The following is a 25,112-nucleotide window of genomic DNA, read 5'->3' on the forward strand; positions in this document are numbered from 1 at the left end:
GTCGCGTTCCGGGCCCGTCCGCAGACAGGACGCCGCTGTCGCGTCCGGGGGCCGCACTCCTAGGCTCGGGCGACATGACGCCTCAGACCGACCCCCAGGCCGGCGCCGCCGTCAAGGCCGCGGACCGTGCGCATGTCTTCCACTCCTGGTCAGCGCAGGAGCTCATCGACCCGCTCGCCGTCGCCGGTGCGGAGGGGTCGTACTTCTGGGACTTCGACGGCAACCGCTATCTCGACTTCACGAGCGGACTCGTCTTCACCAACATCGGCTACCAGCACCCGAAGGTCGTCGCCGCGATCCAGGAGCAGGCGGCCTCGATGACCACGTTCGCGCCCGCCTTCGCCGTGGAAGCACGCTCGGAGGCCGCCCGGCTGATCGCCGAGCGCACCCCCGGCGACCTCGACAAGATCTTCTTCACCAACGGCGGCGCCGACGCGGTCGAGCACGCCCTGCGCATGGCGCGCATCCACACCGGCCGCCCCAAAGTGCTGTCCGCCTACCGCTCGTACCACGGCGGCACCCAGCAGGCGATCAATCTCACCGGTGACCCGCGCCGCTGGGCCTCCGACAGCGGTGCCGCGGGCGTGGTGCACTTCTGGGCGCCGTTCCTGTACCGCTCCCGCTTCTACGCGGAGACCGAGCAGCAGGAGTGCGAGCGGGCGCTGGAGCACCTGGAGACGACCATCGCCTTCGAGGGCCCGGGGACGATCGCCGCGATCATCCTGGAGACCATCCCCGGCACCGCCGGGATCATGGTCCCGCCGCCCGGCTATCTCGCGGGCGTCCGTGAGCTGTGCGACAAGTACGGGATCGTCTTCATCCTCGACGAGGTGATGGCCGGTTTCGGGCGCACCGGCCGGTGGTTCGCGGCGGACCTGTTCGACGTCGTCCCGGATCTGATGACCTTCGCCAAGGGCGTGAACTCCGGGTATGTGCCACTGGGCGGTGTCGCCATCTCCGGACGGATCGCGGAGACCTTCGCGAAGCGGGCCTACCCGGGCGGGCTGACGTACTCGGGGCACCCGCTGGCGTGCGCAGCGGCCGTCGCGACGATCGGCGTGATGGCCGAGGAGGGCATCGTCGAGAACGCGGCGGAGCTGGGCGCGTCCGTCGTGGAGCCGGCCCTGCGCCGGCTGGCCGAGCGCCACCCGAGCGTCGGCGAGGTGCGCGGGGTCGGCATGTTCTGGGCCCTGGACCTGGTGCGGAACAAGGAGACCCGGGAGCCGCTCGTGCCCTACAACGCGGCCGGGGAGGCGGCCGCGCCGATGGCCGCCTTCGCCGCCGCCGCGAAGGCGAACGGCGTGTGGCCGTTCGTGAACATGAACCGTACGCATGTGGTGCCGCCGTGCAACGTGACGGAGGCCGAGCTCAAGGAGGGGCTCGCGGCCCTGGACGCGGCACTGTCCGTGGCGGACGAGTACACGGAGTAGAAGGGATTCCCGGGGCCCCGAACGCGTAAGGTGGCGAGCTCGTAGACCTGTACGAGCACGCCACTCGTACGTGACGAGGGAGAGACCGGACCATGCCCGGCAGCACCGGAAACGGCGCCGTGACCCGCAGCACCCTGCGGCAGCAGATCGCGGACGCGCTCCGCGACGAGGTGCTGGGCGGCCGGCTGCAGCCGGGGCAGGAGTTCACGGTCAAGGAGATCGCCGAACAGTACGGCGTCTCCGCGACCCCGGTCCGCGAGGCCCTGGTGGATCTGTCCGCCCAGGGCCTGCTGGACGCCGTGCAGCACCGCGGCTTCGAGGTGCACGCCTACTCCCTCGACGACTACCGCGGCATGATCGAGGCCCGCGGTCTCGTCACGGACGGGCTCTTCCGGCGCCTGGTCGACAACGACGGCAGGGCCGCGCTGGAGGGCCCCGGACTCACCGCCGCCCTGGCCGCGGTGCGCCGCCGCGGCGAGGAGGCCCAGCGCGCCGCCGTCGCCGGGGAGCTGAACGTCCTCATCGGCTACGACCTGCGCTTCTGGCGGGAGCTGGCCGCCCTGTACAGCAACCCCTACCTCGCCGACTTCCTGCACCGGCTGCGGGTGCAGTCCTGGGCGTGCGCGGCCCAGCATCTGCGCAGGGCCACCCGGCTCCGCGGCCACCTGTGGTCCGGCTACACCGAGGTCGTCGACGCGCTCGCCCGCCGCGACCCCGCCGCGGCGAACGCCGTGATCGCCGCGTACAACGCGCACTCCCTCGCCCTGGTCGAGCGGCTGGCCGCCGGATGAGCCGGCCGGGGGCCGAACACGTCATAGAGAACATGCCGGCCATCTCCATCGATCTGTCCGTCGTCGTCCCCGCCTACAACGAGGAGGGGCGGCTCGGCCCCACCCTCGACGCGATCGCCGGGTATCTGCGCGACAACGAGAACCGCTTCGGCGCGTGGGAGGTCCTCGTCGTCGACGACGGGTCCACCGACGGCACCCGGGACGTCGTCACCGCCGCCTCGGTCCTCGACCGCCGCGTCCGGCTCGTCACCAGCCCCCGCAACCGCGGCAAGGGCCACGCCCTGCGCCTGGGCGTGCTCGCCTCGGCGGGCCGCCGGGTGCTGGTCACGGACGCCGATCTGGCCGCCCCGATCGAGCAGCTGGAAGTGCTCGACAAGGCACTGGCCGAGGGGAACTCGGCGGCGGTCGGCTCCCGCTCGGCGCCCGGCGCCACCATCGAGCGGCACCAGAGCCACGCCCGCGAGCTGCTCGGGCGGGCCGGGAACCTGCTGATACGCCGGGTCGCCGTGCCCGGCGTCCGCGACACGCAGTGCGGTTTCAAGCTGTTCGACGGCGACCGGGCCCGTGAGGCGTTCGCCGCGTCCCGGCTCACCGGCTGGGGCATCGACGTGGAGATACTCCAGCACTTCCGGCGCTCGGGCTGGCCCGTCGCCGAGGTGCCGGTGCGCTGGGCGCACCAGCCCGGTTCCAAGGTCCGCCCGCTGGACTACCTCCGTGTCCTCGCCGAGCTGACCTCGCTCAAGCTCCGCTCGGTCCGCCCGGCCGACCTCCTCGCCGCCGCCGCGTTCCTGCTGCTGGCGGTGGCCCTGTACGCGGGCCGCTGGGCGGACCCGAACCACCGCTATCTCCCGGACTCGTTGCAGGACCAGAACCAGTGGGAGTGGTTCTTCGCGGTGACGGCCGACAACGTGGCCCATCTGCGCAACCCCCTCTTCACCACCCTCCAGGGTTTCCCCGCCGGGGTGAACCTCATGGCCAACACCGTGATGCTGGGGCTGACCGTCCCTTTCGCGCCCCTCACGCTCGCCCTCGGCCCCGCGATCTCCCTCGCCCTGGTGATGACGCTCGGGCTCGCCGCCACCGCCACCGCCTGGTACCGGCTGATCGTCCGGCGCGTCGTACGGCACCGGGGCGCGGCCTTCACCGGCGCGGCACTCGCGGCCTTCGCTCCCCCGATGGTCAGCCACGCCAACGCGCATCCGAACTTCGTCGTGCTGTTCATGATCCCGCTGATCATCGAGCGGGCGCTGCGGCTGTGCGCGGGCGCGCGGGTGGTGCGGGACGGCGTGGTCCTGGGGCTGATGGCGGTGTACCAGATCCTCCTGGGCGAGGAGCCGCTGCTGCTGGCGTCCGTCGGCATGGCGCTGTTCGCGGGCGCCTACGCGGCGTTGCACCCGCAGGTGGCGAAGGCGGCCGTGCGCCCACTGGCGAAGGGCCTGGCGATCGCCGCCGTGGTGTGCCTGCCGCTGGTGGCGCTGCCGCTGTACTGGCAGTTCTTCGGCCCGCAGAGCTACACACGGGTGCTGCACGCCGACCACATGGGCAACAGCCCCCGGGCCCTGCTGTCCTTCGCCGAGCGTTCGATGGTCGCAGGTGACAGGGCGACGGCGGACGCGCTCTCCCCGAACCCCACCGAGCAGAACGCCTTCTACGGCTGGCCGCTGGCGCTGCTGGCGTTCGCGATCGTCGTACGGCTGTGGGAGCGTGCGCTGGTCAAGGCGCTGGCCTTCACCGCGGGGGCCGCCGCGCTGCTGTCCCTGGGCTCGCGGTTCCAGATACCCCTCACGAACATGACGGTCCCGGGGCCCTGGGCGCTGCTCGCGGACAAGCCCCTGTTCGAGTCGGTCATCGAGGGCCGGGTCGCGATGGTGTGCGCGCCCGCACTCGGCATACTGCTGGCCGTGGCGGCGGAACGGCTGGTGCACACACCGCACGTCGGCCGCCAGTTCGTGGGCCTGACGGCGGTCGCCGCGGCGCTCATCCCGATCCTTCCGGCCCCGCTGAGGTCGGTCGAGCGGGCCCCGGTGCCGGCCTTCATCGCGGACGGGACATGGCGGTCGTACGTCGGCAAGGACGAGACGCTGGTGCCGATCCCGCTGCCCGACTCGGGCAACGCGGAGGCCCTGCACTGGCAGACCGCGACGGGCCTGAAGTTCCGGCTGCCCGGCGGCTACTTCAACGGCCCCTACGGCGACGAGCGCGTCGGCATCTACGGCGCCGCCCCCCGCTACACCTCCAGCATGCTGCGCGACATCAGCTTCACCGGGGTGGCGCCCGTGATCGGCAAGAACTGGCGGGCGCAGGCACGGACCGACTTCGCCTACTGGCACGCGGGGGTGCTGGTGCTGGCCCCGCAGCAGTACCAGGACCGGTTGCGCCAGGCCGTGGACCAGTTGGTGGGGCGGCCCGGGAAGTGGGTCGGCGGGGTGTGGGTATGGGACCTGCACGAGGTCGGGCGCTCGGCCTCCGCGCGCACTACGCTTCCTGCACCACACCGATGACCCGAGGAGCTTACTGTTGGCCTGTGACCTGTGGCTGGTCCCGCTCGTCGACGTGCTGTGCCATACGCCCGACAACCCGTTCGCCGAGGAACTGGCCCTCTACGACAAGGCGCTGGGCGAGGCCGGGCTGCCGCCGGTGCCGGTGTACCAGTACATGCCGGGGCTGACCGGCGAGGTGGCGCCGGTCGCGGGCTTCGACTACGACGCGCTGCACTTCCTGCGCCGCGCCTATCTGCTCCAGGTGTGCGGGCTCGCCGTGACCCCGGTCGACGAACTCGGCGGCGACTACGAACAGCTCCTGGAGATGTTCGAGTCGACGGCCCAGCAGTCGCACCTGGTGTGGCACTACGACCATGCGGGCGCCTATGTCCCGGTGGACTTCCCGCACCCGCTGTCGAACGACGACCTCCTCACGGGCGGCGGCCCGTTGGGGTCCTCCCAGGCGCTGCTGCGGGAGTTGGGGTTCGTGGCTCCGTCGATCGGCATCGACCCGGCGAACCCGCCCGTGGCCCCGCACGCGCCGCTCGCCCCCACGGCGCTGGAGGAGCCGGCGCTCCCCGCCCCGTACGACCCGAGCCCCTTCGCACGGGAACGGCATGTGTGGCTGGGGCTGCACGCGGCGGCGACCCGGAGCCTCTCCCAGGGCTCGATGATCGTCTTCAGCTGAGACCGGGGAAGGGCGCCGGGCCGGGCCCCTCCCCGTGCTCCGGTGCCCGGGGATCACCGAGCAGGTGACGGTGGTGAGAACCATGGCCCTGACCGCCCCGGAGCTGGTGCACGCCGCCGTACTGCGTCCGACGACCGTCTGGCATCGGACCGCCTGGGACCGGCTGCGCCGGCACGTGACCGGACACCTGCCCCCGGGCGCCACGCAGGACGCGGTCACGCTCGCCGTCCTCACCACCGCTCTGCCCTACGCGCTCACACCACCGCCCGAAGTCCCGGATCCCGCCGCCGAGCGCGAGGCCGTCGACCGGAGGCTGAGTCCTGCCCCGCACTCCTGCCTCGGCCTCCCGCCCCGCTGCCCGGACTGCGCGGCGGATCCGGCCTAGAAGACGGGGGTTCCTCCCTGCGTCAGCTTCCAGTTGGCGACCGCGAAGTCGGCCGGGTTCAGGGAGCCCTTCGCCGTCACGTAGTCGATCATCAGCTGACGGATCTCGTTGGTGGAGCTGTAGGCGATGTCGGCCGCGGCGATGTGCGGGTAGCCGCTGCCGCCGTTGGCGCGGTAGTTGTTGACGGCGACGACGAAGACCTGGTCGTCGGCGACCGGGGCGCCCTTGTAGCTGAGGTTCTTGATCCTCGACCCCTCGGGCTGGGCGATGTCGATGTCGTAGTCGACCCCGGCGGCGGTGTCGTACATGTAGTCCCAGAAGCTGTTGGCGTTGGTGAGGGTCGCGGTGTCGACCTTCGTGCCGGACGGGACCGGGTGGTAGTACTTCGCCGCGTACTCCAGGTAGTCCTTGAGCTGGGCACCCGTGAGCTTCTTGCCGTACAGCGTGTTGTCGTAGATGTAGAGCCCCGCGATGTCCTTGATCGTCACGCTGCCCGCGGGGATGTCCGCGGTCCGGCTGAACGGCGCGGCGACCGAGATGAGCGGGAGGGAGGCGTCGGCGGTGGACAGGCCGGTGGCGACGGTGGCCATCTGGACCTGGTGGATGAAGTCCATGATGGGGACGTCCTTCCAGCAGGACTCCGCCGCCGAGAGGTCCTGGGTGCAGGTGCCGACCGGCGTGTTGACGTACTTCACCACGAGGTCGTGGTCGGCCTTCAGGAGCCGGGTGATCTCCGGGTCCTCCTCGACGCCGTTGGGGTTGAGGGTCTGGGCCTTCTTGCTGGTGACCCGCCACTGTCCGTGGTGCAGTTCGACCTCGAAGTCGAAGACGGTCAGCCGCATGCCCCAGCAGTAGGGCTCGGACAGCAGGACGTCCTCGCCGGTCTGCTCGTTCTTGACGGTGTAGGAGGGGACCTCGACATGGGTGTGGCCGACGAGGATGGCGTCGATGCCGGGGACCTGCTCGGCGACGAGGTTGGAGGCGTTCTCGACGTAGGGCAGCTCATCGCCGTACGAGGACGAGCCGTCGAGGCCGGAGTGGTCGGTCAGGAAGACGATGTCGCAGCCGAGGGCGCGCAGCCGGGGCACGTACTTCTTCGCCTGCTCGACGAGCCCGGGGAAGACCATCTTCCCACTGACGTTGTCCTTGTCCCACAGCGCGATACCGGGGTTGGTGAGACCGAGGATGCCGACCTTGATGTCGGGGGCGCCGGGCACACGGATCCGCTTCACCGTGTACGGCTGGAAGGCGGGGCGCAGGGTCTTGGCGTCCAGCGCGTTGGCGCCGAGCAGCGGGAAACGGCACTGGCTCTCGAACTTGCGCAGGACGTCGATGCCGTAGTTGAACTCGTGGTTGCCGAGCGCCGCGGCGTCGTAGCGCATGTGGTTCATGGCGACGGCCATGGGGTGCCGGGGTCCGTGCTTGCCGCCGGTGCCGGTGATGGGGTCGACGCGCGCGTAGTAGTACGCCAGTGACGTGCCCTGGATGATGTCGCCGGCGTCGACGAGCAGGACGCGGTCCTCGCCCTTCGCCTCCCGCTGCTGCTTGACGAGGGTGGCGACGCGCGCGACACCGACGGAGTTGCCGGCCTTGTCCTGGTAGGCGGCGTCCAGGTAGTAGTCCCAGTCGAAGACGTGGCTGTGCAGGTCGGTGGTGCCCAGAATGGAGAACGACCAGGTACGGGGCGCCTTTCCGGGTCGGTGGCCAGCCTCGGCGGCCTGGGCCGTACCGGCGCCGACGGCACCCGTGGCGGCGACGGCCGCACCGGTGACGGCCGACTTCTGCATGAACTCCCGGCGGTTCATGGGACTGACGGGCATTCGGGGCTCCTGGGACTGGGGTCAGGGGGCAACTGTGCGTGTTGTGCGGGGATTTACTGGACTACACGCGTAGATGGTTGCGGTACCCCGGTTGCGCGCGAAACCCCCAAGACCCCATGTACAGGTCAAGGATGCCCCATGGAAAGACCACGCCCCCGGTGCGGCCGAAGCCTCACCGGGGGCGTGACGGAGATACGACTCCGCGCCTACAGGAACGAGTTGATCTCGATCGTCTCGTCGCGGCCCGGGCCCACACCGATCGCCGAGATCGGGGCGCCCGACATCTCCTCCAGGGCCTTGACGTACCCCTGGGCGTTCTTGGGCAGGTCGGCGAAGGTCTTGGCCTTCGTGATGTCCTCCTGCCAGCCCGGGAGGTACTCGTAGACCGGCTTCGCGTGATGGAAGTCCGTCTGGGAGTAGGGCAGTTCCTCGACCCGCTTGCCGTCGATCTCGTACGCCACGCAGACCGGGATCCGCTCCCAGCCGGTCAGCACGTCCAGCTTGGTGAGGAAGAAGTCCGTCAGGCCGTTGACCCGGGTCGCGTAGCGGGCGATCACCGCGTCGAACCAGCCGCAGCGGCGGTCACGGCCGGTGGTGACACCGCGCTCGCCGCCGATGCGGCGCAGCGCCTCGCCGTCCTCGTCGAACAACTCGGTCGGGAAGGGGCCCGAGCCGACACGGGTCGTGTACGCCTTCAGGATGCCGATGACCCGGCCGATCTTCGTCGGGCCGACGCCGGAGCCCGTGCAGGCGCCGCCCGCGGTCGGGTTCGACGAGGTGACGAAGGGGTACGTGCCGTGGTCGATGTCCAGCAGGGTGCCCTGGCCGCCCTCGAACAGGACCACCTTGTCGTCGTCGAGCGCCTGGTTGAGGATCAGGACCGTGTCGGCGACGTAGGGCTTGATCTGGTCGGCGTAGCCGAGCAGCTCCTCGACCACCTGGTCCACGGCGATCGCACGCCGGTTGTACAGCTTGGTGAGGACCTGGTTCTTGACCTCCAGGGCCGCCTCGACCTTCTGGGTGAGGATCGACTCGTCGTAGAGGTCCTGGACCCGGATGCCGATGCGGTTGATCTTGTCGGCGTAGGTCGGGCCGATGCCCCGGCCGGTGGTGCCGATCTTGCGCTTTCCGAGGAAGCGCTCCGTCACCTTGTCGACGGTGACGTTGTACGGCGTGATGACGTGCGCGTTACCGCTGATCAGGAGCTTGGACGTGTCGACGCCACGCTCGTTCAGACCGCTCAGCTCGGAGAGCAGGACCGACGGGTCGACGACGACGCCGTTGCCGATGACGGGCGTACATCCGGGCGACAGGATTCCGGAGGGGAGCAGGTGGAGTGCATACTTCTGGTCGCCCACGACAACCGTGTGGCCGGCGTTGTTGCCGCCCTGGTAGCGCACTACATAATCCACCGAGCCACCGAGCAGATCGGTGGCCTTCCCCTTGCCCTCGTCACCCCACTGAGCACCGAGCAGCACAAGTGCGGGCACGCGCGTACACCCCTTCCGGGCGGGGCATGTCCAAGGTCAGGGGCGTACGCGGAGGGTCCACCGCCGTGTGCACCGCGGCCGTCGTTGGCCGCAAACCGTCGGACCGGATGCCCCGGAATAGACGAAGCCCCTGGCGCAATAGCGCAAGGGGCTCTTGCACAAAGATGCTACCCGAGGAAGCGAGGCAGGACCGAGGTGGCGACTTCCGACCAGCTCCTCGTGGTCATCGACCCGGTCGCCCGTCACAGCGACGGTGAGTCCGTACGGATCGCGAAGGACGTGCTCAGCGCGGGTGCGACGACGAAGGTGTGCCTCCCGGACGGCCCGGAGGAATTCGCCCGGGCCCTGGATCGCCGGGGCTCGCGGCGGCCTGTGGTGGTGGGCGACGACCGGGCGCTGCTGCGCGCGGTGACCCTGCTGCACCGGCGGCGGGAACTGGGTACCACGGCCCTGTCGCTGGTCCCGGTCGGGGCCACGCTGTCGCTGGCGCGGACCCTCGGGGTGCCGACGGGAGCGGTGGCGGCGGCCCGGGCCGTCCTGGACGGGGCGGAACGGCGGCTGGATCTGCTGGCCGACGACAGCGACGGGGTGGTGCTCGGGGAGCTGCGGATACCCTCCGTGCCGTCGGTGCCGCCCCAGCGCGACGGGGTGCACGACGGCGAGGAGGCCGCGTCCGCGCGGCCGTGGCTGCGGATGCGGCAGTCGCTGGTACGGACCCTGGTCCGCCCGCCCCGGCTCGCCTCCCCGCCCCCGGACGGACCGTCCCGGCTGCGGGTCGAGGTCGACGGGGTGACGCTGGTGGATCTGGACCAGCCGGTGGCCGGGGTGTCGGTGACGCCGGACTCCTCCGGGGCGGCCGTGGTGGAGGTCCGCCCGGTGTCGGTGGGCGCGGAGGCGTCACCGCTCGCCGCGCGGGGGCGGACCGTGACGGTGTCGGGGGCGGACTTCCGCTACCGGGCGGACACGGTGGTGAGCGGCCCGGTGCGCAGTCGGACGTGGACGGTGTGGGAGGGGGCCTGGCTGCTCACGGTGCCGACTTCTTCGTAGCCGACGACGCTGTGATCGGATTCGCTCAGTCCCGGCCGAACGTCCTGTCCCGGTGGACACGCCAGCGTTCCATCATCGCCTCGACCTCTCCCTCGACGAACTCGAAGAAGGCGAGGGTCTCCGCGAGTCGCATGCCCGCCGGGGTGTCGGCGCCCAGGCTCGTGACCCCTTCGCGCAGGGCCTCCTCCCAGCGCTTGATGAGGGCCTCGCGGTTGGTGAGCGCCTCGTACCACTGGTTGCTGTGCACCCGGTAGCGCTCCCGGCGCGAACCGGGCTCCCGCTCCCGTGACACCAGATGGACCTGCGCCAGATAGCGCACCGCCCCGGACACCGCGGCCGGGCTGATCCGCAACTGCTCCCCCAGCTCCACGGAGGTGAGGGTGCCGGCGTCGGAGGCGAGCAGCGCGCCGAAGACCCGGGCCGGCATACGCGGCATGCCCGCCTCGACGAGCTGGGCGGCGAAGTGTTCCACGAACCGCGAGACCGACTCCGGGTCCCGCTCCACCGCTTGCGGTTCCGTCATCCCTGGATCATCTCCCCTGGTCAGCACCGCCACCGAGTCTACCGACGTTTACACGATTCCTTAACTTCACAATTTTCTGAAAGTAGCGTACTTTCCGAAGCATGACCAAGAGCTCCGACCTCGCCATCGAGGTGTCCGGACTGCACAAGTCGTTCGGCAGGACCCACGCGCTGGACGGCCTCGACCTGGCCGTCCGGACCGGCGAGGTCCACGGCTTCCTCGGCCCGAACGGCGCCGGGAAGTCCACCACCATCCGCGTCCTGCTGGGTCTGCTGCGCGCCGACTCGGGCGCCGCACAGGTCCTCGGCCGCGACCCATGGGCGGACACCGTCGACCTGCACCGACGGATCGCCTACGTCCCCGGGGACGTCACCCTGTGGCGCAACCTCTCCGGCGGTGAGGTCATCGACCTGTTCGGCCGGCTGCGCGGAGGCCTGGACCGGGGGCGCCGGGCGGAGCTGATCGAGCGGTTCGAACTGGACCCCACCAAGAAGGGGCGGACGTACTCCAAGGGCAACCGGCAGAAGGTCGCCCTGATCGCCGCCTTCGCCTCCGACGTCGATCTGCTGATCCTGGACGAGCCGACGTCGGGCCTCGATCCGCTGATGGAGGAGGTCTTCCAGGCCTGCGTCGAGGAGGAGCGGGAACGCGGCCGGACGGTCCTGCTGTCCTCGCACATCCTCAGCGAGGTCGAGCAGCTCTGCGACCGGGTGAGCATCATCCGCAAGGGCCGCACGGTCGAGAGCGGCTCGCTCGCCGACCTGCGTCATCTGACCCGTACCAGCGTCACCGCCGAACTCGCCGGTCCGCCGAACGGACTGGCCCGCCTGCCCGGCGTCCACGACCTGGACGTCCAGGGCCACCGGGTCAGGCTCCAGGTCGACACGGACAAGCTGGACGCGGTGCTGCGCTCGCTGAGCGAGTCGGGGGTGCGGTCCCTGACGTCGACGCCGCCGACGCTGGAGGAGCTGTTCCTGCGCCACTACCAGGACGAACCGACCGCCGGCGAGGAGACAGCGGAAGCACCCGCCCGTACGAGCGCAGCGCAGAGCCTGGGGGAGCGATGACCGCCGCGACGACGCCTTTCGCGGCACGGCCCGGGGGCTCGCGCCGACTGGCCGGTACCGGAGCGCTGTTGAGGTTCTCCCTGCGCCGGGACCGGGTGATGATCCCCCTCTGGATCGCGGTCAACGTCCTGATGGTGCTGTCGATGCCGGGCACCCTGAAGGGCCTGTACGGCACGGCGGCCGAACGCGCCGATCTGGCGGACCAGCTGGCCGCCGACAGCTCGCTGCGCGCCATGATCGGACCGGTCTTCGGCCAGTCGCTCGGTGCGCTCACCGCCTGGCGCGTCGGCGTCTACGCCGGACTGCTCGCCGCGGTGATGAGCCTGCTCGTCGTCGTACGGCACACCCGTGACGAGGAGGAGAGCGGCCGCCAGGAGCTGATCTCGTCGGCGATGGTGGGGCGGCGCGCCCCGCTGACGGCGGCGCTGCTCGCAGCGGCGGTCGCGAACGCCGTCCTAGCCCTGATGATCACCGCCGGTCTCGCCGGGCAGGGCGCCGCGGGGGCCCTGGCGCTGGGGCTGGGCGTCGCCGGAGTGGGGCTGGTGTTCGCCACCACGGCGGCGATCGTCGCGCAGCTGACGGAGAGCGCACGGCTCGCGCGCGGGCTGACGGGTGCGGTGCTCGGCGCGGCGTTCGTGCTGCGCGCCGCGGGCGACGCCGGATCGGACGGCGGCTCGTCCGTGCTCACCTGGCTCTCCCCGCTCGGCTGGCTGGAGAATCTGCGCCCCTACGCCACCGAACGCTGGTGGGTGCTGCCGCTGTTCGCCGCGGCGGTCCTCGTCCAGTGCGGGATGGCGTACGCCCTCGCCGGACGCCGGGACATCGGCATGGGTTTCCTGACCGCTCGGCCCGGACCGGCCACGGGCCGCCTGGGCTCGGCCGCGGCCCTGGCCTGGCGGCTGCAGCGCGGCGGTGTGCTGGGCTGGAGCATCGGCTTCTTCCTCGCCGGGGTCGTCTACGGCGGGATGACGGACGGCGCGACCAAGCTGGTCGGCGACAACGACAAGGCCCGCGAGATCTTCGAGCGGATGGGCGGCCAGTCGGGGCTGACGGACACGTTCCTCGCCGCGATGGTGGGCATCATGGGCCTGGTCGCGGCCCTGTACATCGTCGCCTCGGTTCTGCGGCTGAACGGCGAGGAGACCTCGGGGCGGGCGGAGGCGGTGCTGGCGAACGCGGTGGGACGGCTGCGGTGGGCCGCCGGCCATCTGGTGATCGCCTTCGGCGGCGCGGCGCTGCTGATGGTGCTGGCGGGCCTGGGCTTCGCGGCGGGCTACGGCAAGGAGACCGGCCCGATCCTGGGCGCCTGTCTGGTGCAGCTCCCGGCGGTGTGGGTGATCGGAGGGCTCGCGGTCCTGCTCTACGGGGTGCTGCCGCGGGGCGCGGTCGGGGCGTGGGGCGTGGCGGGCGCGGCACTGCTGATCGGCTGGGTGGGCCCGGCGCTGGACCTTCCGCAGACGGTGCTGGACCTCTCCCCCTTCGGCCATCTGCCGAAGCTGCCGGGCGGGGAGATGCGCTGGCCGCCGGTGCTCGTACTGACAGCGCTCGCGGGGGTGCTGGTGGCCGGGGGGCTGGCGGGGCTGCGGAGGCGGGACCTGAGCGGCTGAGGGTGCCGTCAGTCGGCGTAAGCCTTCAGCTCCTCGGTGCCGATGTCGATGCCTACAGGATCGGGGAGCGTGACCCTGTCGCCGAACTTCACGGTTTGGATGCCCCGGTACCCGATCTCCGGGTCGGGATCGCTGTACACGACGACGGAGTGGTTGTCCCGGTCGATCAGCAAGTAGACCGGGATCCCCGACTCGGCGTAGCCGCGAGGCTTCTCCACACGGTCGCGCCGATGTGTGTCCGAGTCCTACGACGTGATCTCGACCGCCATGAGCACCCCATCGGGCTCGCCCCAGTCACCCTGGCCCACCAAGTGATCGACCGGGGCAAGTACCCCGTCGGGACGGGTCCGGCCCTTGCGGCAGGCCTCCATCTTCAGGCCCTGCAACGGATTGAGGTCGAGGTCGGGGCGCGCCCGCATGCACTGGCGGATCAGCCACATGGTGATCGCGCCGTGGTTGCCGTTCGTCACGCCCTTGACCCCGATCCGTCCGTCGATGAACTCCAACCTGACGGTGTCGAGCTCCTTGGCCACGACTGCGGCAAGCTCCTCGAACTCCTCTACGGACATCTGGGCCGTGCGCTCTGCCATAACCGTCATGGTGCCCCCTTTCCAGGCGCAGACCAGCTTGCCGAGCTGCCGATGACCACGACCCCGGATCATCCACATGATCAGCCGAACGGGTGATCAGCCCATCTCCACGCTCAGCCCCTCCAGCCCCCGGATCACGAAGTTCGGCTTTCGCCGCGGCTCCGCCGCCAGCCGCAGTGTCGGGGCCTTCTCCAGCAGGGCCGTCATCGACGCCGCCAGTTCGATACGGGCGAGCGGTGCGCCGATGCAGTAGTGGATGCCCGCGCTGAAGGAGATGTGCGGGTTGTCGCGGCGGGTCAGGTCCAGCTTCTCGGGGGCGTCGAACGCCGCCGGGTCGTGGTTCGCCGAGCCGAACAGCATCGCGATCTCCGCGCCCCGGGGAACGGTCGTGCCGTCGATCTCGATCTCGTCCAGCACCCAGCGCTCGAAGAGCTGCAGCGGGGTGTCGTACCGCATCAGCTCCTCCACCGCCGACGGGACGAGCGAGTGGTCGGCGCGCAGGGCCGCCAGCTGGTCCGGGTGGCGGAACAGCGCCCACCAGCCGTTCACCGTCGCGTTCACCGTCGCCTCGTGCCCCGCGTTCAGCAGCAGCACACAGGTCGAGATCATCTCCTGCTCGGTGAGCCGGTCCCCCTCGTCGTAGGCCGCGATCAGACCCGAGATCAGGTCCTCGCCGGGTTCCTTCCGGCGCGTCGCGATCAGCTCGCGGAGGTAGTCGGAGAACTCGACCGACGCCCGTACCGCCCGGTGCGCCGTCTCCTGCGACGGATGCAGCTCGTACATCCCGCAGATGTCCGCCGACCAGGGCCGCAGCAGCGCGCGGTCCGCCTCCGGGATGCCCAGCATCTCGGCGATCACCGCGACCGGCAGCGGCTCGGCGACATCCCTCAGCAGGTCGCCGCCGCCCGCCTGCACCAGCCGGGACACCAGGTCGCCGGCCAGCTCCCGTACGTACGGTGCCAGCCGCTCCACCGTCCGCGGGGTGAACGCCTTCGAGACCAGCCGCCGGATGCGGGTGTGGTCCGGCGGTTCCAGGTCGAGCATGCCGTGATCGTTGAGCGTGTGGAACGGTTCGTGCTCGGGCGGCGGCGCCGTGCGGCCGAACTCCTCGTGGGTGAAGCGGTGCTGGTACGTGCGGCCCAGGCGCCGGTCGCGCAGCAGTGCCGACACATCCGGGTGGTGCGGGACCAGCCACTGGTCGGTGGGCTCGTAGTGGAACACCCGGCCGAGCGCACGCAGCTCGGCGTAGGCGGGGTACGGGTCGGCGAGGAACGCCGGGTCCCACGGGTCGAACGCGAGGTCGGATGGGGCTGCCATGCCCGGACGCTAGCCCGGCCGGCCCCTCCCTGACCAGAGGTGTCCCCCCGGCCGGATCAGCCCGGCGTCACCAGCCTCGCCTCGTACGCGAACACCGCCGCCTGGGTGCGGTCCCGCAGGCCCAGCTTCACCAGGATGCGGCTCACATGGGTCTTGATCGTCGACTCGGCGACCACCAGGCGCTCGGCGATCTCCGCGTTCGACAGGCCCTGCGCGATCAGCACCAGCACCTCCGTCTCCCGGTCGGTCAGGTCCCCGTACGCCCCCTGCGCGGTAGGCCCCAGACGCGGTTTCTCGGACAGCTTCGCGAACTCCGCGATCAGCCGCTTGGTCACCGAGGGCGCCAGCAGGGCCTCCCCGGAGGCCACCACGCGGACCCCGTCGGCGAGCTGGCGGGCCGACGCGTCCTTGAGCAGAAAGCCGGAGGCCCCCGCCCGCAGCGCCTGGTACACATACTCGTCCAGGTCGAACGTCGTCAGCACCAGCACCTTCGCCGTGCCGTCCGCGGCGACGATCTGCCGGGTCGCCTCGATACCGTTCAGCTCCGGCATCCGGATGTCCATCAGCACGACGTCCGGCGCCAGTTCGCGGACCCGCTCGACGGCCTCCCTGCCGTCGACCGCCTCCCCCACGACCTCGATGTCCGGCATCGCGCCGAGCAGCACCGAGAATCCCTCCCGGACCATCATCTGGTCGTCGGCGATCAGTACGCGGATGCTGCCACTGGTCACGCGGCATCCTCCGCCAGGGCCACCGGCAGGAACACCGTCACCTCGTACCCTCCGTCGTCCGTCTCCCCCGCCGTCATCTCCCCGCCCAGCATGGAGACCCGCTCACGCATGCCCGTGATGCCGTGACCCGCGCCGTGCGTCGACTTCTTCAGTGTCATGTGCGCCGCCGGACCGTTGACGATGCGCAGGCCCAGTCCGCCGAGAACATAGCCCAGCTCCACCCGGGCCGTGGCGCCCGGTGCGTGCCGCAGGGTGTTGCTGAGGGCCTCCTGGACGATGCGGTACGCCGACAGCTCGACGCCCTGCGGAAGCTCCCGCACCGCGCCCGTGACCACCTTGTCCACGGTCAGGCCTGCTTCCCGCACATTCGCCAGCAGGCCGTCCAGATCGGCCAGCGTGGGCTGCGGGGCGTCCGGGGCCTCGTAGTCCTCCGCCCGTACGACACCCAGCACCCGGCGCAGCTCGGTGAGGGCCGCGACCGCGTTCTCCCGGATGGTGGCGAAGGCCTTCTCCAGCTCCGGCGGCGGGTTCTCCACCCGGTAGGGCGCGGCCTCCGCCTGGATGGCGACCACCGACATATGGTGGGCGACCACATCGTGCAGCTCGCGGGCGATCGTGGTGCGTTCCTCCAGCAGGGTGCGCCGGGAGCGCTCGTGCGCGGTCTCGGTCTGCTGGGCGGTCACCTCCTGCTTCGCGTCCCGGCGGATGTGCCAGACGGTGACGGCCAGCAGGGCGAGGGCGGAGAGCACCAGCATGGTCGAGGTGTCGCCGCCGTAGTGGCCCCAGCCGGACACGGCCTGGGCGGCGAACCCGTAGGCCGCGGTGAGCAGCCACATCCAGCCCGCCGTACGCGGCCGGGTACGGGCGGCCACCACCGTCAGCACCGTCAGATGGGAGACGAAGCTGCCGGGCGACCAGGGCCAGGCGCTCCAGTAGGAGCTCAGGACGGACGAGGCCGTGGTCGCTGCGAAGGACAGCCAGAGCGCCCCGACCGGGCGGACCAGCGTCAGCAGCACGGGGACCAGGGCGAACAGACCGCACAGCGGCCCGGTCGCGCCCCCGTTGCCGTTCGCCATGGCGACCAGCATCGCCGCCGCTCCGGCAGCCCCGACCACGATGTGCCGGCTCCACGCCTTGTACGCGCGCACACGGCCGGACAGCCGCCCGCCCCGCGCCCCGTCGACCTTCTTCGGGGGCAGCGGGCGGTAGGCGAACGCGTCGTGGAACAGATCCTGCCGCAGCCCGCGCAGGGCCTCCCTGGCCGCCCGGTACTCCGGGCTGCGCGGTATGTACGGGCGGAACGCGTCGTCCGCCGTCGTCTGCGTCTGGGTCGTCTCGGTCACGTGACGACGGTAGGCCCGCGCACGGGGCGCAGTCGTCACCAGTGAGGGGGGTCCTCTGGGATCCGTCTCAAGTACTACGCGGCCGGGCCCGCTTCCGCCCAGGGGGCCGGAGTCAGTATCCCGAGGGGCGGACCAGCCCCGACTCGTAGGCGAACACCGCCGCCTGGGTGCGGTCCCGCAGTCCCAACTTCACCAGGATGCGGCCCACATGGGTCTTCACGGTCTGCTCGGCCACCACGAGGTGCCCGGCGATCTCCGCGTTCGACAGGCCCTGGGCGATGAGGGTGAGGACCTCCGTCTCCCGCTCGGTGAGGTCGCCGACGCGGTCCTTCAGCGGGGTCCGGGGCGCGTGGCCGAGGCGGGAGAACTCCGCGATCAGACGCCGGGTGATCCCGGGCGCGAGAAGCGCGTCCCCCGCGGCCACCACCCGGACCGCGTCGGCGAGTTGGTCGGCGGAGGCGTCCTTCAGCAGAAAGCCCGCGGCGCCGGCGCGCAGCGCGTCGTACACGTACTCGTCGAGGTCGAAGGTGGTGAGCACCAGCACCTTGGGATGAGGGTTCTCCTCGGTGATGCTTCGGGTCGCCTCGATGCCGCTCATCTCCGGCATGCGGATGTCCATCAGTACGACGTCCGGGGCGAGTTCGGCGGCCTTCGCGATCGCGTCCCTGCCGTGCACGGCCTGTCCGACGACCTCGATGTCGGGCTGGGCGTCGAGCAGCACGGTGAAGCCCTGCCGCACCACCGTCTGGTCGTCGGCGATCAGTACCCGGATGCTGCCGCTCATGGGGTCTCTTCTCCTGTCGGGGGCGGTGAACCTGGCGCGGGGTCGGTGAGCGGGGTGCTGCCGTCGCGGGGCAGGAAGGCGGAGACCGAGAAGCCGCCGTGCGACGTCCTGGCCGCGGTGACATAGCCGCCCAGCATCACCGCCCGTTCCCGCATCCCGAGCAGGCCGTGCCCGGCGCCCGGGGACGGCGGGGCGGGGCGCTTCGGGCGGGAGTTGACGACGTTCAGATGCAGCCCGTCGGGGACATGGGTCGCTTCCACGCGGACCGTCGAGCCCGGAGCGTGCCGCAGGGCGTTGCTCAGCGCCTCCTGGACGATCCGGTACGCCGACAGCTCCACCCCGGGCGGATACGGCTGCACTGTGTGCCGTGCGTCGCTGATGTCCATGGTGACCGCGAGTCCGGCAGCCCGGGTGTTCTCCACCAGGGCGTCGAGTCGGTCGAGGGTGGGCTGCGGGGCCTGCGGGGCGGCTCGGGTGCCCGACTCCCCGAGGCCGTAGGGGGCCTCGGGGTCGGCCGAGCGCAGCACGCCGAGCACCCGGCGCAGTTCGGCGAGGGCCTCCAGGGCGTTCTGCCGGATGCCCGCGAGGTTCTCCGTCAGCTCGTCGGAGGGGTTCTCCGTCAGATGCGCGGCCACCTGCGCCTGGATGGAGATGACCGACATGTGGTGGGCCACCACGTCGTGCAGTTCACGGGCGATGCGGCTGCGCTCCTCCAGCAGGGTGCGGCGGGCCCGCTCCTCCGCGGTGAGCGTCGTCTGCTGCACCAGCTCCGCGCGGGCCTCACGGCGGCCCCGCAGTGCGCTGCCCAGCACCACCACGACCGCGGACAGCACCACCGTGAGCACACCGGTGGACTGGTAGTTCGCCGCGCCCCACAGGCCCTGGAGGACATAGGTGACCAGTACGGTCAGGGCCAGCGCCTCCGCGGTGACGCGGGTGCGGACCCTCAGGGCGAGCAGCAGCAGCACGAACAGATGGGCGATGATCCCGGCCGCGGTCCACGGCCAGGTGAAGTCCTTCGCCTGGCCGGCGAGCAACGGGCCGTGCACCGCGACCGCCCCGAGCAGCGTCGCCGTCATCGACAGCCACCACGCCGGGATCGGCCGCCACAGGGCCAGCACCATCGCCCCGCTCTGGCCGACCCCGAGCAGGAAGGCGAATCCGGAGGCCACATGGCCGTTCTCCCGGAACTGGGCCACGGCGCCGATCAGGACCCCGAACGCGGCCAGCCACACGATTCCGTGCGGCACCCAGCGCAGCCAGACGGACGGGGGCAGCGGATCCGCCCGCACGGTCCACAGGTCGTCGCGCAGCACCCGCAGCCCTCGCCGGACGCGGTTCCCCCCTCGTCTCACGCGCCCACCCTAGGACCTGGGGTGCGGGCCGTCCCGGGCCGGTGGGACCGGATCACGCGGGAAGCGCGCCGGCCGGCGCGCTGTTCGCAGGCGTGGAAGGCCGCCCAGCACGCCGTGAGGACGAGCGCGAACACCGGGAGCCAGGCCAGGCGGGCCGCCGCCCAGGCCAGGTCGTCCGGGACGGTGTGCAGCCCCGGCAGGCGGCCGACGAGAAGCCCGGTCGCGGTGGTCGCCATCAGGGCCGTCTGGTGCCACAGGAATATCGTCAGCGCGGAGAGGTTCACCAGGGCCACCGCCGCCCAGGCGACCGGCCGGCGCATCGCCCGGCGCAGCCGCGTCCGCAGCAGCAGCGCCAGCCCGCACTGGGCCATGCCGAAGGTGACCGCGGCCAGGGTCGGCGGGTCGAGGTTGGAGACCGGGGCGCCGGGCACGCCGACCATCGACGCCGGGTACCCGGCCCACGCCACCAGCCCCGCCGTCGCCGCCGCACCCCCCGTCAGCAGCACCCAGCCCGCGCGGCGGCCGTCCAGTTCACCGCGCGTCCAGGCCGCGCCCAGCGTGTACGGCACGAGCCAGCCCGCCGGCAGGTTCACCCAGCCCAGCCAGCCGGGGCCGCCGAGTCCGAACCGAAGAAGGTCCACATGGAGAACGACGGCCAGCGGCCACAGCGGGTTGAGGCGCCCGACCCACGGGGTCGCCACGGTCAGGGCCGCGAGGACCAGCAGGAACCACAGCGGGGACAGGGCCAGCTTCACCAGGGTGTGCACGGTCCCGGCGTCGGCACCGCCCGCGAGCAGGGCGCAGGCCGCCACCGTCCACAGGGCCACCAGGGCCAGGGCGGGCCGGAACAGCCGGGCCAGCCGGGCGCGCAGCCACTGCCCGTAGGAGACACCCCGGGCGCGTGCCGACGCCAGGCCCTTCGTCGCCACATGGCCGCCCACCAGGAAGAACACGGCGAGTGTCTGGAAGACCCAGGAGATGGGGGCCAGCCAGGGCATGAAGTGCAGCGGGCTCGCGGTGCGCAGCGCACCGCCGTCCGCGACCAGGGCCGTCACCAGCCAGTGGCCGAGGACGACACCGAGGATCGCGAGGGCCCGCAGGGCGTCGACCGCGCGGTCCCGCTCGGGGGGAGTGGCGGCGGCCGACCGGTGTGCGAGGGCACGCACACGGCCCGGCACCGTCATCTTCCGTGCCGTCATCTTCCGTGCCGTCATCTTCTGTGGCGTCGGCTTCTGTGCCGTCGGCTTCTGTGGCGTCCGCTCACGCATGGGTCACCTCCGACGCCCTGCCGAGCACGATCCGGGCCAGGTTGGCCAGGGAGACCGAACCGGGGGCGAAGTAGTCGCTGTGGCCGCCGCCGCCCGCGGCGAAGACACGGGCGCCGTAGGCCGGGGACACCGGATCGGTGCCGAAGCCGACGGCCGTGCCGAACAGGCCGGTGCGCACATGGGGCACGTCAGCGATCCAGTCGCAGTCGCCGCGGGCCGCCCAGATGCGGGCCCGGGTGTGCAGAGCGGCGGCGGAGTCCGCCCCCGTGCCGGGACTGCCCACCAGGGCGATGTCCTGGACATCCGCGGTGGCCGCCGCCCGGGCGCAGACCACGGTGCCGTAGGAGTGGCACAGCAGCGAGAGGTCCGGCGACGGGCCCACCGCCGACCGGAGTTCGCCCAGGAACCGGTCCAGCCCGTGCGCCCCTCGCTCGGCGCGGCCCGTGGTGAGCGCGGCGGTGCTGAGCATGCGGGGCGTGTCGTAGCCGAGCCAGGCGATGACCGCGGTGCGCGGCCCCGTCGCGCGATGCAGGGCGAGCGCGCCCGCGCGGAACCGGGCGTAGGTGTCCAGTGTGGTGTCGGAGCCCGGGACCAGGACCGCGATGTGCTCCGCCGCGGTCAGGTCGCCGAGGACCTCGATCAGCCGACCGCCGCCCCGGCCGTCGAAGGCCAGGAGGTCACGGGAGGGGGAGGCGAGGGCGCGGTCCACCTCGGCGCGTCCGCGGTCGCCGTGCGCCGCGGCCATCCGGGACGCCTCGGCGGCGTCGGCGCGGTTGGCCTCGTACGTCCCGGCGAGCGTGACCGTCGAGAGGGGGGCCAGCCCGGCCGGCCGCGGGGCCGGGATCCGGGGGCGCGCGGCGGCCGACAGAGGCACCACGACGGCCCCGGCGATCAGCACGGCGAGCAGGGCCCGGCGCAGACGCCCGAGCGGTGGCCGGCCGGGGCTTTCCGGACGAGCGGTCCCGCCCGTATGGCCGTTCCCGCCCTGGTCCCGGTCGCTGGCGCCGTGAGCCGCCCCGTCGGCGTACGCGACCGCGGACGCCCCTCTCCCCCGCACACCCATGACGCTCTTCCCCTCCCGGCGGCTCGCTCATCGGGCCGTCACAAGAGGGAAGTTACGGAGCGTGATACGTCGTCGGCGTCACGCCGGAGAGCCCATCCGGGAACTGGCTCTCAGGTATGACGGGTACGACCCGGGCGGGGTCCGGGGGCTACCACGCCAGTTGTGCGATCTCCTCCGCCACCACCGCGCACGCGTCCGCCGCCGGGTCGATCAGCGGGAAGTGGCCGACGTCCTCCAGCAGCGTGAGGCCCACGACCTCGCCCGCCCGCGCCGCGGCCTCCGCGTACGCCTCGGCGACCGCCAGCGGGACCACGATGTCCCGGCGGCCCTGGACGAGGGTCGTGGCGATGCCGGTGGGCAGCAGGAGGGCCGGGTCCGCGTACGGCCGCCGCTCGGCGAACAGGCTTGACCCGCCGAGGAGTTGCACCGCCGCCCCGCCGCACACATCCAGCTTCTCGGCGGCGTGGAAGTCCGCGATCGGGGCGAGCGCCACGACACCGCGCAGCCGAGCCGGGCCGCCCGTGCGCCAGGGGGCGTCCGCCGGCAGCACATGGCGGGCCGCCGCCCACAGCGCGAGATGGCCGCCCGCGGAGTGCCCGGTGATCACCGTGCGGCGCTGGTCGGCCTGCGGCAGCACCTCGCGTACGAGCGCCGGAAGCGCGTCGAACGCCGCCGCGACGTCGTCGAAGGTGTCCGGCCAGCGGCCCGCCACCGGTCCCGGACCGCCGCCCGGGCCGTCGAAGCCCTCGGCCTGGGCCGGGATGAGCGCGCCCCTGCGGTACTCGACGTTGGCCACGGCGAAGCCCCGGCGGGCCAGGAAGTCCGCGAAGGGCGTGATGTGCCGGCGGTCGTACGGCGCCCGCCACGCGCCGCCGTGCAGGACGACCACCAGGGGGGCGAGGCCCGCCGGGTCCGGCTCCCGGGGCGCGTAGAAGTCGATCATTTGGTCGGGATGGGTGCCGTAGGCGGCGGTCGCATCGGGTTCCACCGGCGGGTGCGAGAAGGCGGACGCCTCCTCCGCAGCGGACGCGTCCTCCGGCTCTGCGGGATCGCGGGGGGCGGCGTCGTCCGGCATGCTCCAACCTCTCTGCGGCGAAACGTGATGCGTACGCGGTGGCCGCGGGGAAATCTCGGCCGTTCGCGGGGACGGTATCAGGCGGGTGACGTGCGGACGCACGGGGTTGTCACGCTCGGTGAGGACGCGGGGATGCCCGTCCGGGGCCGCCGCACGGCCCCGGACACGCCGCCGTGATCACCCGGAGCTCAGGACACCACCTCCGCCAGCACCCGAGCCGCCCGCTCCACGTCCGCGAAGCCCACGTACAGCGGGGTGAACCCGAAGCGCAGCACGTCCGGCGGGCGGAAGTCGCCGACCACACCGCTCTCGATCAGCCGCTTCATGACGTCGCCGGCCTCATCGCACCGCAGCGCGATCTGGCTGCCGCGCTCCGCATGGGCCCGCGGAGTCAGCGACTCCACTCGGCCCTCGGGGACGTACGACGCCACGCACTCCAGGAAGAAGTCCGTGAGCGCGAGGGACTTGGCGCGCACCGCCTCGACCGACACCCCGTCCCACACCTCGAGGGCCGCCTCCAGGGCCAGCATGGACAGGATGTCCGGGGTGCCGACGCGGCCGCGCGGGGAGCCCGCCGCCGGTTCGTACGCGCTGTGCATGCCGAACGGCTCCACATGCGAGTTCCAGCCCGGCAGCGGGGAGTCGAAGCGGTCCTGCAGCTCCCGCCGCACATACAGATAGGCGGGTGCGCCCGGGCCGCCGTTCAGATACTTGTAGGTGCAGCCGACCGCCAGGTCGACGCCGTGCGCGTCCAGGCCGACGGGCAGGGCACCCGCGCTGTGGCACAGGTCCCAGACCGACAGCGCGCCCGCCGCGTGCACCGCGGCCGTCAGACCGGGCAGGTCGTGCAGCCGGCCCGTGCGGTAGTCGACGTGGTTCAGCAGCACCGCCGCGGTGCGCTCGGTCAGCGCGCCCGGTACCTCGGCCGGGGCCACCGGGCGCAGGGTGCAGCCGGTCATCCTCGCCGCCGACCCGGCGATGTAACCGTCCGTCGGGAACGTCGTCGCGTCGACCAGGATCTCGTCCCTGCCGTCGCCGTCCCGCACGGCCATGCGCACGGCCGCCACCAGCGCCTTGAAGACGTTGACGCTGGTCGAGTCGCCCACCACGATCTGCCCGGGCGCCGCTCCGACCAGCGGGGCGATCCGGTCGCCGATCCGCTCCGGCGCGGTCCACCAGCCGCTCTCGTCCCAGGAGCGGATCCGCAACCGACCCCACTGCCTGCGGACGACGTCCTCCAGCCGGCCGGGCACGGCCGCGGGCAGTGCGCCCAGTGAGTTCCCGTCCAGATAGACGACCTCGTCGAGGACGAACTCGGCCCGCAGTGCGGCCAGGCCGTCCGTCGCGTCCAGGTCCTTCGCCTTCTCGCTCAGGTCAGACATGGGACCGTGCCGTCCACAGCTCGGGGAACACGTTCTTCTGCGCCCGCTTCTCCAGCCAGGCCACCCCGGCGGAACCGCCGGTGCCCTGCTTGGCGCCCATCGCGCGCCGGGTCGCCAGCAGATGGTCGTTGCGCCAGCGCCACACCAGCTCCGCCACATCGGTCAGCACCTCGCCCAGGCGGGCGAGTTCATCCGTCGGGTCCCCGGAGTACAGAGCGGTCCACACCGCTTCCACCTGCTCGGAGGGCTCGTAGCGCAGCGACACCTCCCGGTCCAGCACCGCGGCCGGGACCGGGTGTCCGCGCCGGGCGAGGAGCCGCAGCACCTCGTCGTACAGGCTCGGCTCGTGGAGCGCCTTCTCCAGTTCGGCGTGCACGCGCGGCGCGCCCCGGTGCGGGACCAGCATGGACGCGGACTTCTCGCCGAGCAGGAACTCCATACGGCGGTACATCGCCGACTGGAAGCCGGAGCCCTCGCCGAGAGCGGAGCGGTAGGAGTTGAACTGCGCGGGCGTCAGATGCGCGAGCGGCCGCCATGACTCGTTCAGGGCGTGCAGTTCCCGTACGGACCTCTTCAGCGCGTCGATCGCCGTCGGTACCCGGTCCTCGCGCAGGGCGCGCGCCGCGGTCTCCCACTCGTGGACGATCACCGTGAACCACAGTTCCATCACCTGGGTGGTGACCAGGAAGACCATCTCTCCGGGGTCGTCGGAGAGGGGCTGCTGAAGATGGGTGAGCACGTCCGCCTTGACGTAGTCCTCGTACGGCGTCGTGCCCTGGAAGTCGAGATGCGGGGTCTCGGGCTCCTGAGTCACTTCGGACCGATGAGCCTGGTGGGACATCGCTGTCTCCTGATGTGTGCTCCGGGTAGCGGTCC

Annotated in this window: 21 protein-coding genes and 1 pseudogene; 8 read left to right on the top strand and 14 right to left on the bottom strand. The window is 71.9% G+C overall.

Annotation, left to right across the window (positions count from 1 at the left end):
• Positions 1 to 74: 74 nt before the first annotated feature.
• From AB0L95_RS12325 to AB0L95_RS12345, 5 genes are all read left to right on the top strand, one after another.
• Positions 75 to 1,430 carry an aspartate aminotransferase family protein gene (locus AB0L95_RS12325; RefSeq protein ID WP_365160928.1) on the top strand — a complete coding sequence of 452 codons (1,356 nt, stop codon included), beginning with the start codon at positions 75 to 77 and terminating at the stop codon, positions 1,428 to 1,430.
• A 92-nt stretch (positions 1,431 to 1,522) separates the two neighbouring features.
• Positions 1,523 to 2,221 carry a GntR family transcriptional regulator gene (locus AB0L95_RS12330; RefSeq protein WP_365160930.1) on the top strand — a complete coding sequence of 233 codons (699 nt, stop codon included), beginning with the start codon at positions 1,523 to 1,525 and terminating at the stop codon, positions 2,219 to 2,221.
• A gap of 32 nt (positions 2,222 to 2,253) precedes the next feature.
• A complete protein-coding gene (locus tag AB0L95_RS12335) occupies positions 2,254 to 4,722 on the top strand; it encodes a dolichyl-phosphate beta-glucosyltransferase (RefSeq protein ID WP_365160932.1) in 2,469 nt (822 codons plus the stop codon).
• 16 nt (positions 4,723 to 4,738) lie between these two features.
• Entirely contained in the window at positions 4,739 to 5,389 is a 651-nt protein-coding gene (locus tag AB0L95_RS12340; protein WP_365160934.1) for a hypothetical protein, read from the top strand.
• 82 nt (positions 5,390 to 5,471) lie between these two features.
• The gene (locus AB0L95_RS12345; protein WP_365160936.1) at positions 5,472 to 5,774 is read left to right on the top strand and encodes a hypothetical protein; all 303 of its coding nucleotides are present in this window, start codon (positions 5,472 to 5,474) and stop codon (positions 5,772 to 5,774) included.
• Here AB0L95_RS12345 and AB0L95_RS12350 read toward each other — a convergent pair.
• Both AB0L95_RS12350 and AB0L95_RS12355 read right to left on the bottom strand, forming a co-directional pair.
• Entirely contained in the window at positions 5,771 to 7,594 is a 1,824-nt protein-coding gene (locus AB0L95_RS12350) for a 5'-nucleotidase C-terminal domain-containing protein (protein WP_365160938.1), read from the bottom strand. The two genes, AB0L95_RS12345 and AB0L95_RS12350, sit on opposite strands and share 4 nt — an antisense overlap.
• Positions 7,595 to 7,800: 206 nt before the next feature.
• A complete protein-coding gene (locus tag AB0L95_RS12355) occupies positions 7,801 to 9,084 on the bottom strand; it encodes an adenylosuccinate synthase (protein WP_365160940.1) in 1,284 nt (427 codons plus the stop codon).
• 195 nt (positions 9,085 to 9,279) lie between these two features.
• Here AB0L95_RS12355 and AB0L95_RS12360 point away from each other — a divergent pair, with 195 nt between their 5' ends.
• The gene (locus AB0L95_RS12360; RefSeq protein WP_365160942.1) at positions 9,280 to 10,131 is read left to right on the top strand and encodes a diacylglycerol kinase family protein; all 852 of its coding nucleotides are present in this window, start codon (positions 9,280 to 9,282) and stop codon (positions 10,129 to 10,131) included.
• A gap of 25 nt (positions 10,132 to 10,156) precedes the next feature.
• On the opposite strand, the gene AB0L95_RS12365 is transcribed toward AB0L95_RS12360, so the two are convergent.
• Positions 10,157 to 10,654 (bottom strand): MarR family transcriptional regulator, encoded by a 498-nt coding sequence (locus AB0L95_RS12365; protein ID WP_365160944.1) that lies wholly within the window; start codon positions 10,652 to 10,654, stop codon positions 10,157 to 10,159.
• 101 nt (positions 10,655 to 10,755) lie between these two features.
• Between AB0L95_RS12365 and AB0L95_RS12370 the strand changes: the two genes are divergently transcribed.
• Both AB0L95_RS12370 and AB0L95_RS12375 read left to right on the top strand, forming a co-directional pair.
• On the top strand, positions 10,756 to 11,721 hold the full coding sequence (locus AB0L95_RS12370; protein WP_365160945.1) for an ABC transporter ATP-binding protein: 966 nt from the start codon (positions 10,756 to 10,758) through the stop codon (positions 11,719 to 11,721).
• Positions 11,718 to 13,328 (top strand): ABC transporter permease, encoded by a 1,611-nt coding sequence (locus tag AB0L95_RS12375; protein WP_365160947.1) that lies wholly within the window; start codon positions 11,718 to 11,720, stop codon positions 13,326 to 13,328. The genes AB0L95_RS12370 and AB0L95_RS12375 overlap by 4 nt, the downstream gene beginning before the upstream one ends.
• An 8-nt stretch (positions 13,329 to 13,336) precedes the next feature.
• On the opposite strand, the pseudogene AB0L95_RS12380 reads toward AB0L95_RS12375, so the two are convergent.
• The 11 genes and pseudogenes from AB0L95_RS12380 to AB0L95_RS12430 all read right to left on the bottom strand — a co-directional run bounded on the left by AB0L95_RS12380 (position 13,337) and on the right by AB0L95_RS12430 (position 25,077).
• A pseudogene (locus AB0L95_RS12380) lies at positions 13,337 to 13,927 on the bottom strand (Uma2 family endonuclease).
• Positions 13,928 to 14,014: 87 nt separating this feature from the next.
• Positions 14,015 to 15,235, bottom strand: coding sequence for a cytochrome P450 (locus tag AB0L95_RS12385; RefSeq protein ID WP_365160949.1), 1,221 nt, complete (start codon positions 15,233 to 15,235; stop codon positions 14,015 to 14,017).
• 56 nt (positions 15,236 to 15,291) lie between these two features.
• A complete protein-coding gene (locus AB0L95_RS12390; RefSeq protein ID WP_365160951.1) occupies positions 15,292 to 15,966 on the bottom strand; it encodes a response regulator transcription factor in 675 nt (224 codons plus the stop codon).
• A complete protein-coding gene (locus AB0L95_RS12395) occupies positions 15,963 to 17,309 on the bottom strand; it encodes a histidine kinase (RefSeq protein ID WP_365160953.1) in 1,347 nt (448 codons plus the stop codon). Before AB0L95_RS12395 ends, AB0L95_RS12390 begins: the two co-directional genes overlap by 4 nt.
• Positions 17,310 to 17,421: 112 nt before the next feature.
• Entirely contained in the window at positions 17,422 to 18,093 is a 672-nt protein-coding gene (locus tag AB0L95_RS12400) for a response regulator transcription factor (RefSeq protein ID WP_365160955.1), read from the bottom strand.
• Positions 18,090 to 19,448, bottom strand: a complete 1,359-nt coding sequence (locus AB0L95_RS12405) for a sensor histidine kinase (RefSeq protein ID WP_365160957.1) — start codon at positions 19,446 to 19,448, stop codon at positions 18,090 to 18,092. The genes AB0L95_RS12400 and AB0L95_RS12405 overlap by 4 nt, the downstream gene beginning before the upstream one ends.
• Positions 19,445 to 20,647 (bottom strand): acyltransferase, encoded by a 1,203-nt coding sequence (locus AB0L95_RS12410; protein WP_365160959.1) that lies wholly within the window; start codon positions 20,645 to 20,647, stop codon positions 19,445 to 19,447. The genes AB0L95_RS12405 and AB0L95_RS12410 overlap by 4 nt, the downstream gene beginning before the upstream one ends.
• Positions 20,648 to 20,708: 61 nt before the next feature.
• Positions 20,709 to 21,779 (bottom strand): alpha/beta hydrolase, encoded by a 1,071-nt coding sequence (locus AB0L95_RS12415; RefSeq protein WP_365160961.1) that lies wholly within the window; start codon positions 21,777 to 21,779, stop codon positions 20,709 to 20,711.
• 148 nt (positions 21,780 to 21,927) lie between these two features.
• Positions 21,928 to 22,854 carry an alpha/beta hydrolase gene (locus AB0L95_RS12420; RefSeq protein ID WP_365160962.1) on the bottom strand — a complete coding sequence of 309 codons (927 nt, stop codon included), beginning with the start codon at positions 22,852 to 22,854 and terminating at the stop codon, positions 21,928 to 21,930.
• Positions 22,855 to 23,042: 188 nt separating this feature from the next.
• The gene (gene kynU, locus AB0L95_RS12425; RefSeq protein WP_365160964.1) at positions 23,043 to 24,236 is read right to left on the bottom strand and encodes a kynureninase; all 1,194 of its coding nucleotides are present in this window, start codon (positions 24,234 to 24,236) and stop codon (positions 23,043 to 23,045) included.
• The gene (locus tag AB0L95_RS12430) at positions 24,229 to 25,077 is read right to left on the bottom strand and encodes a tryptophan 2,3-dioxygenase family protein (RefSeq protein ID WP_365160965.1); all 849 of its coding nucleotides are present in this window, start codon (positions 25,075 to 25,077) and stop codon (positions 24,229 to 24,231) included. Before AB0L95_RS12430 ends, kynU begins: the two co-directional genes overlap by 8 nt.
• Between the last annotated feature and the right edge of the window lie 35 nt (positions 25,078 to 25,112).

The sequence above is a fragment of the Streptomyces sp. NPDC052036 genome (assembly GCF_040680495.1).
Classification (GTDB): Bacteria; Actinomycetota; Actinomycetes; order Streptomycetales; family Streptomycetaceae; genus Streptomyces.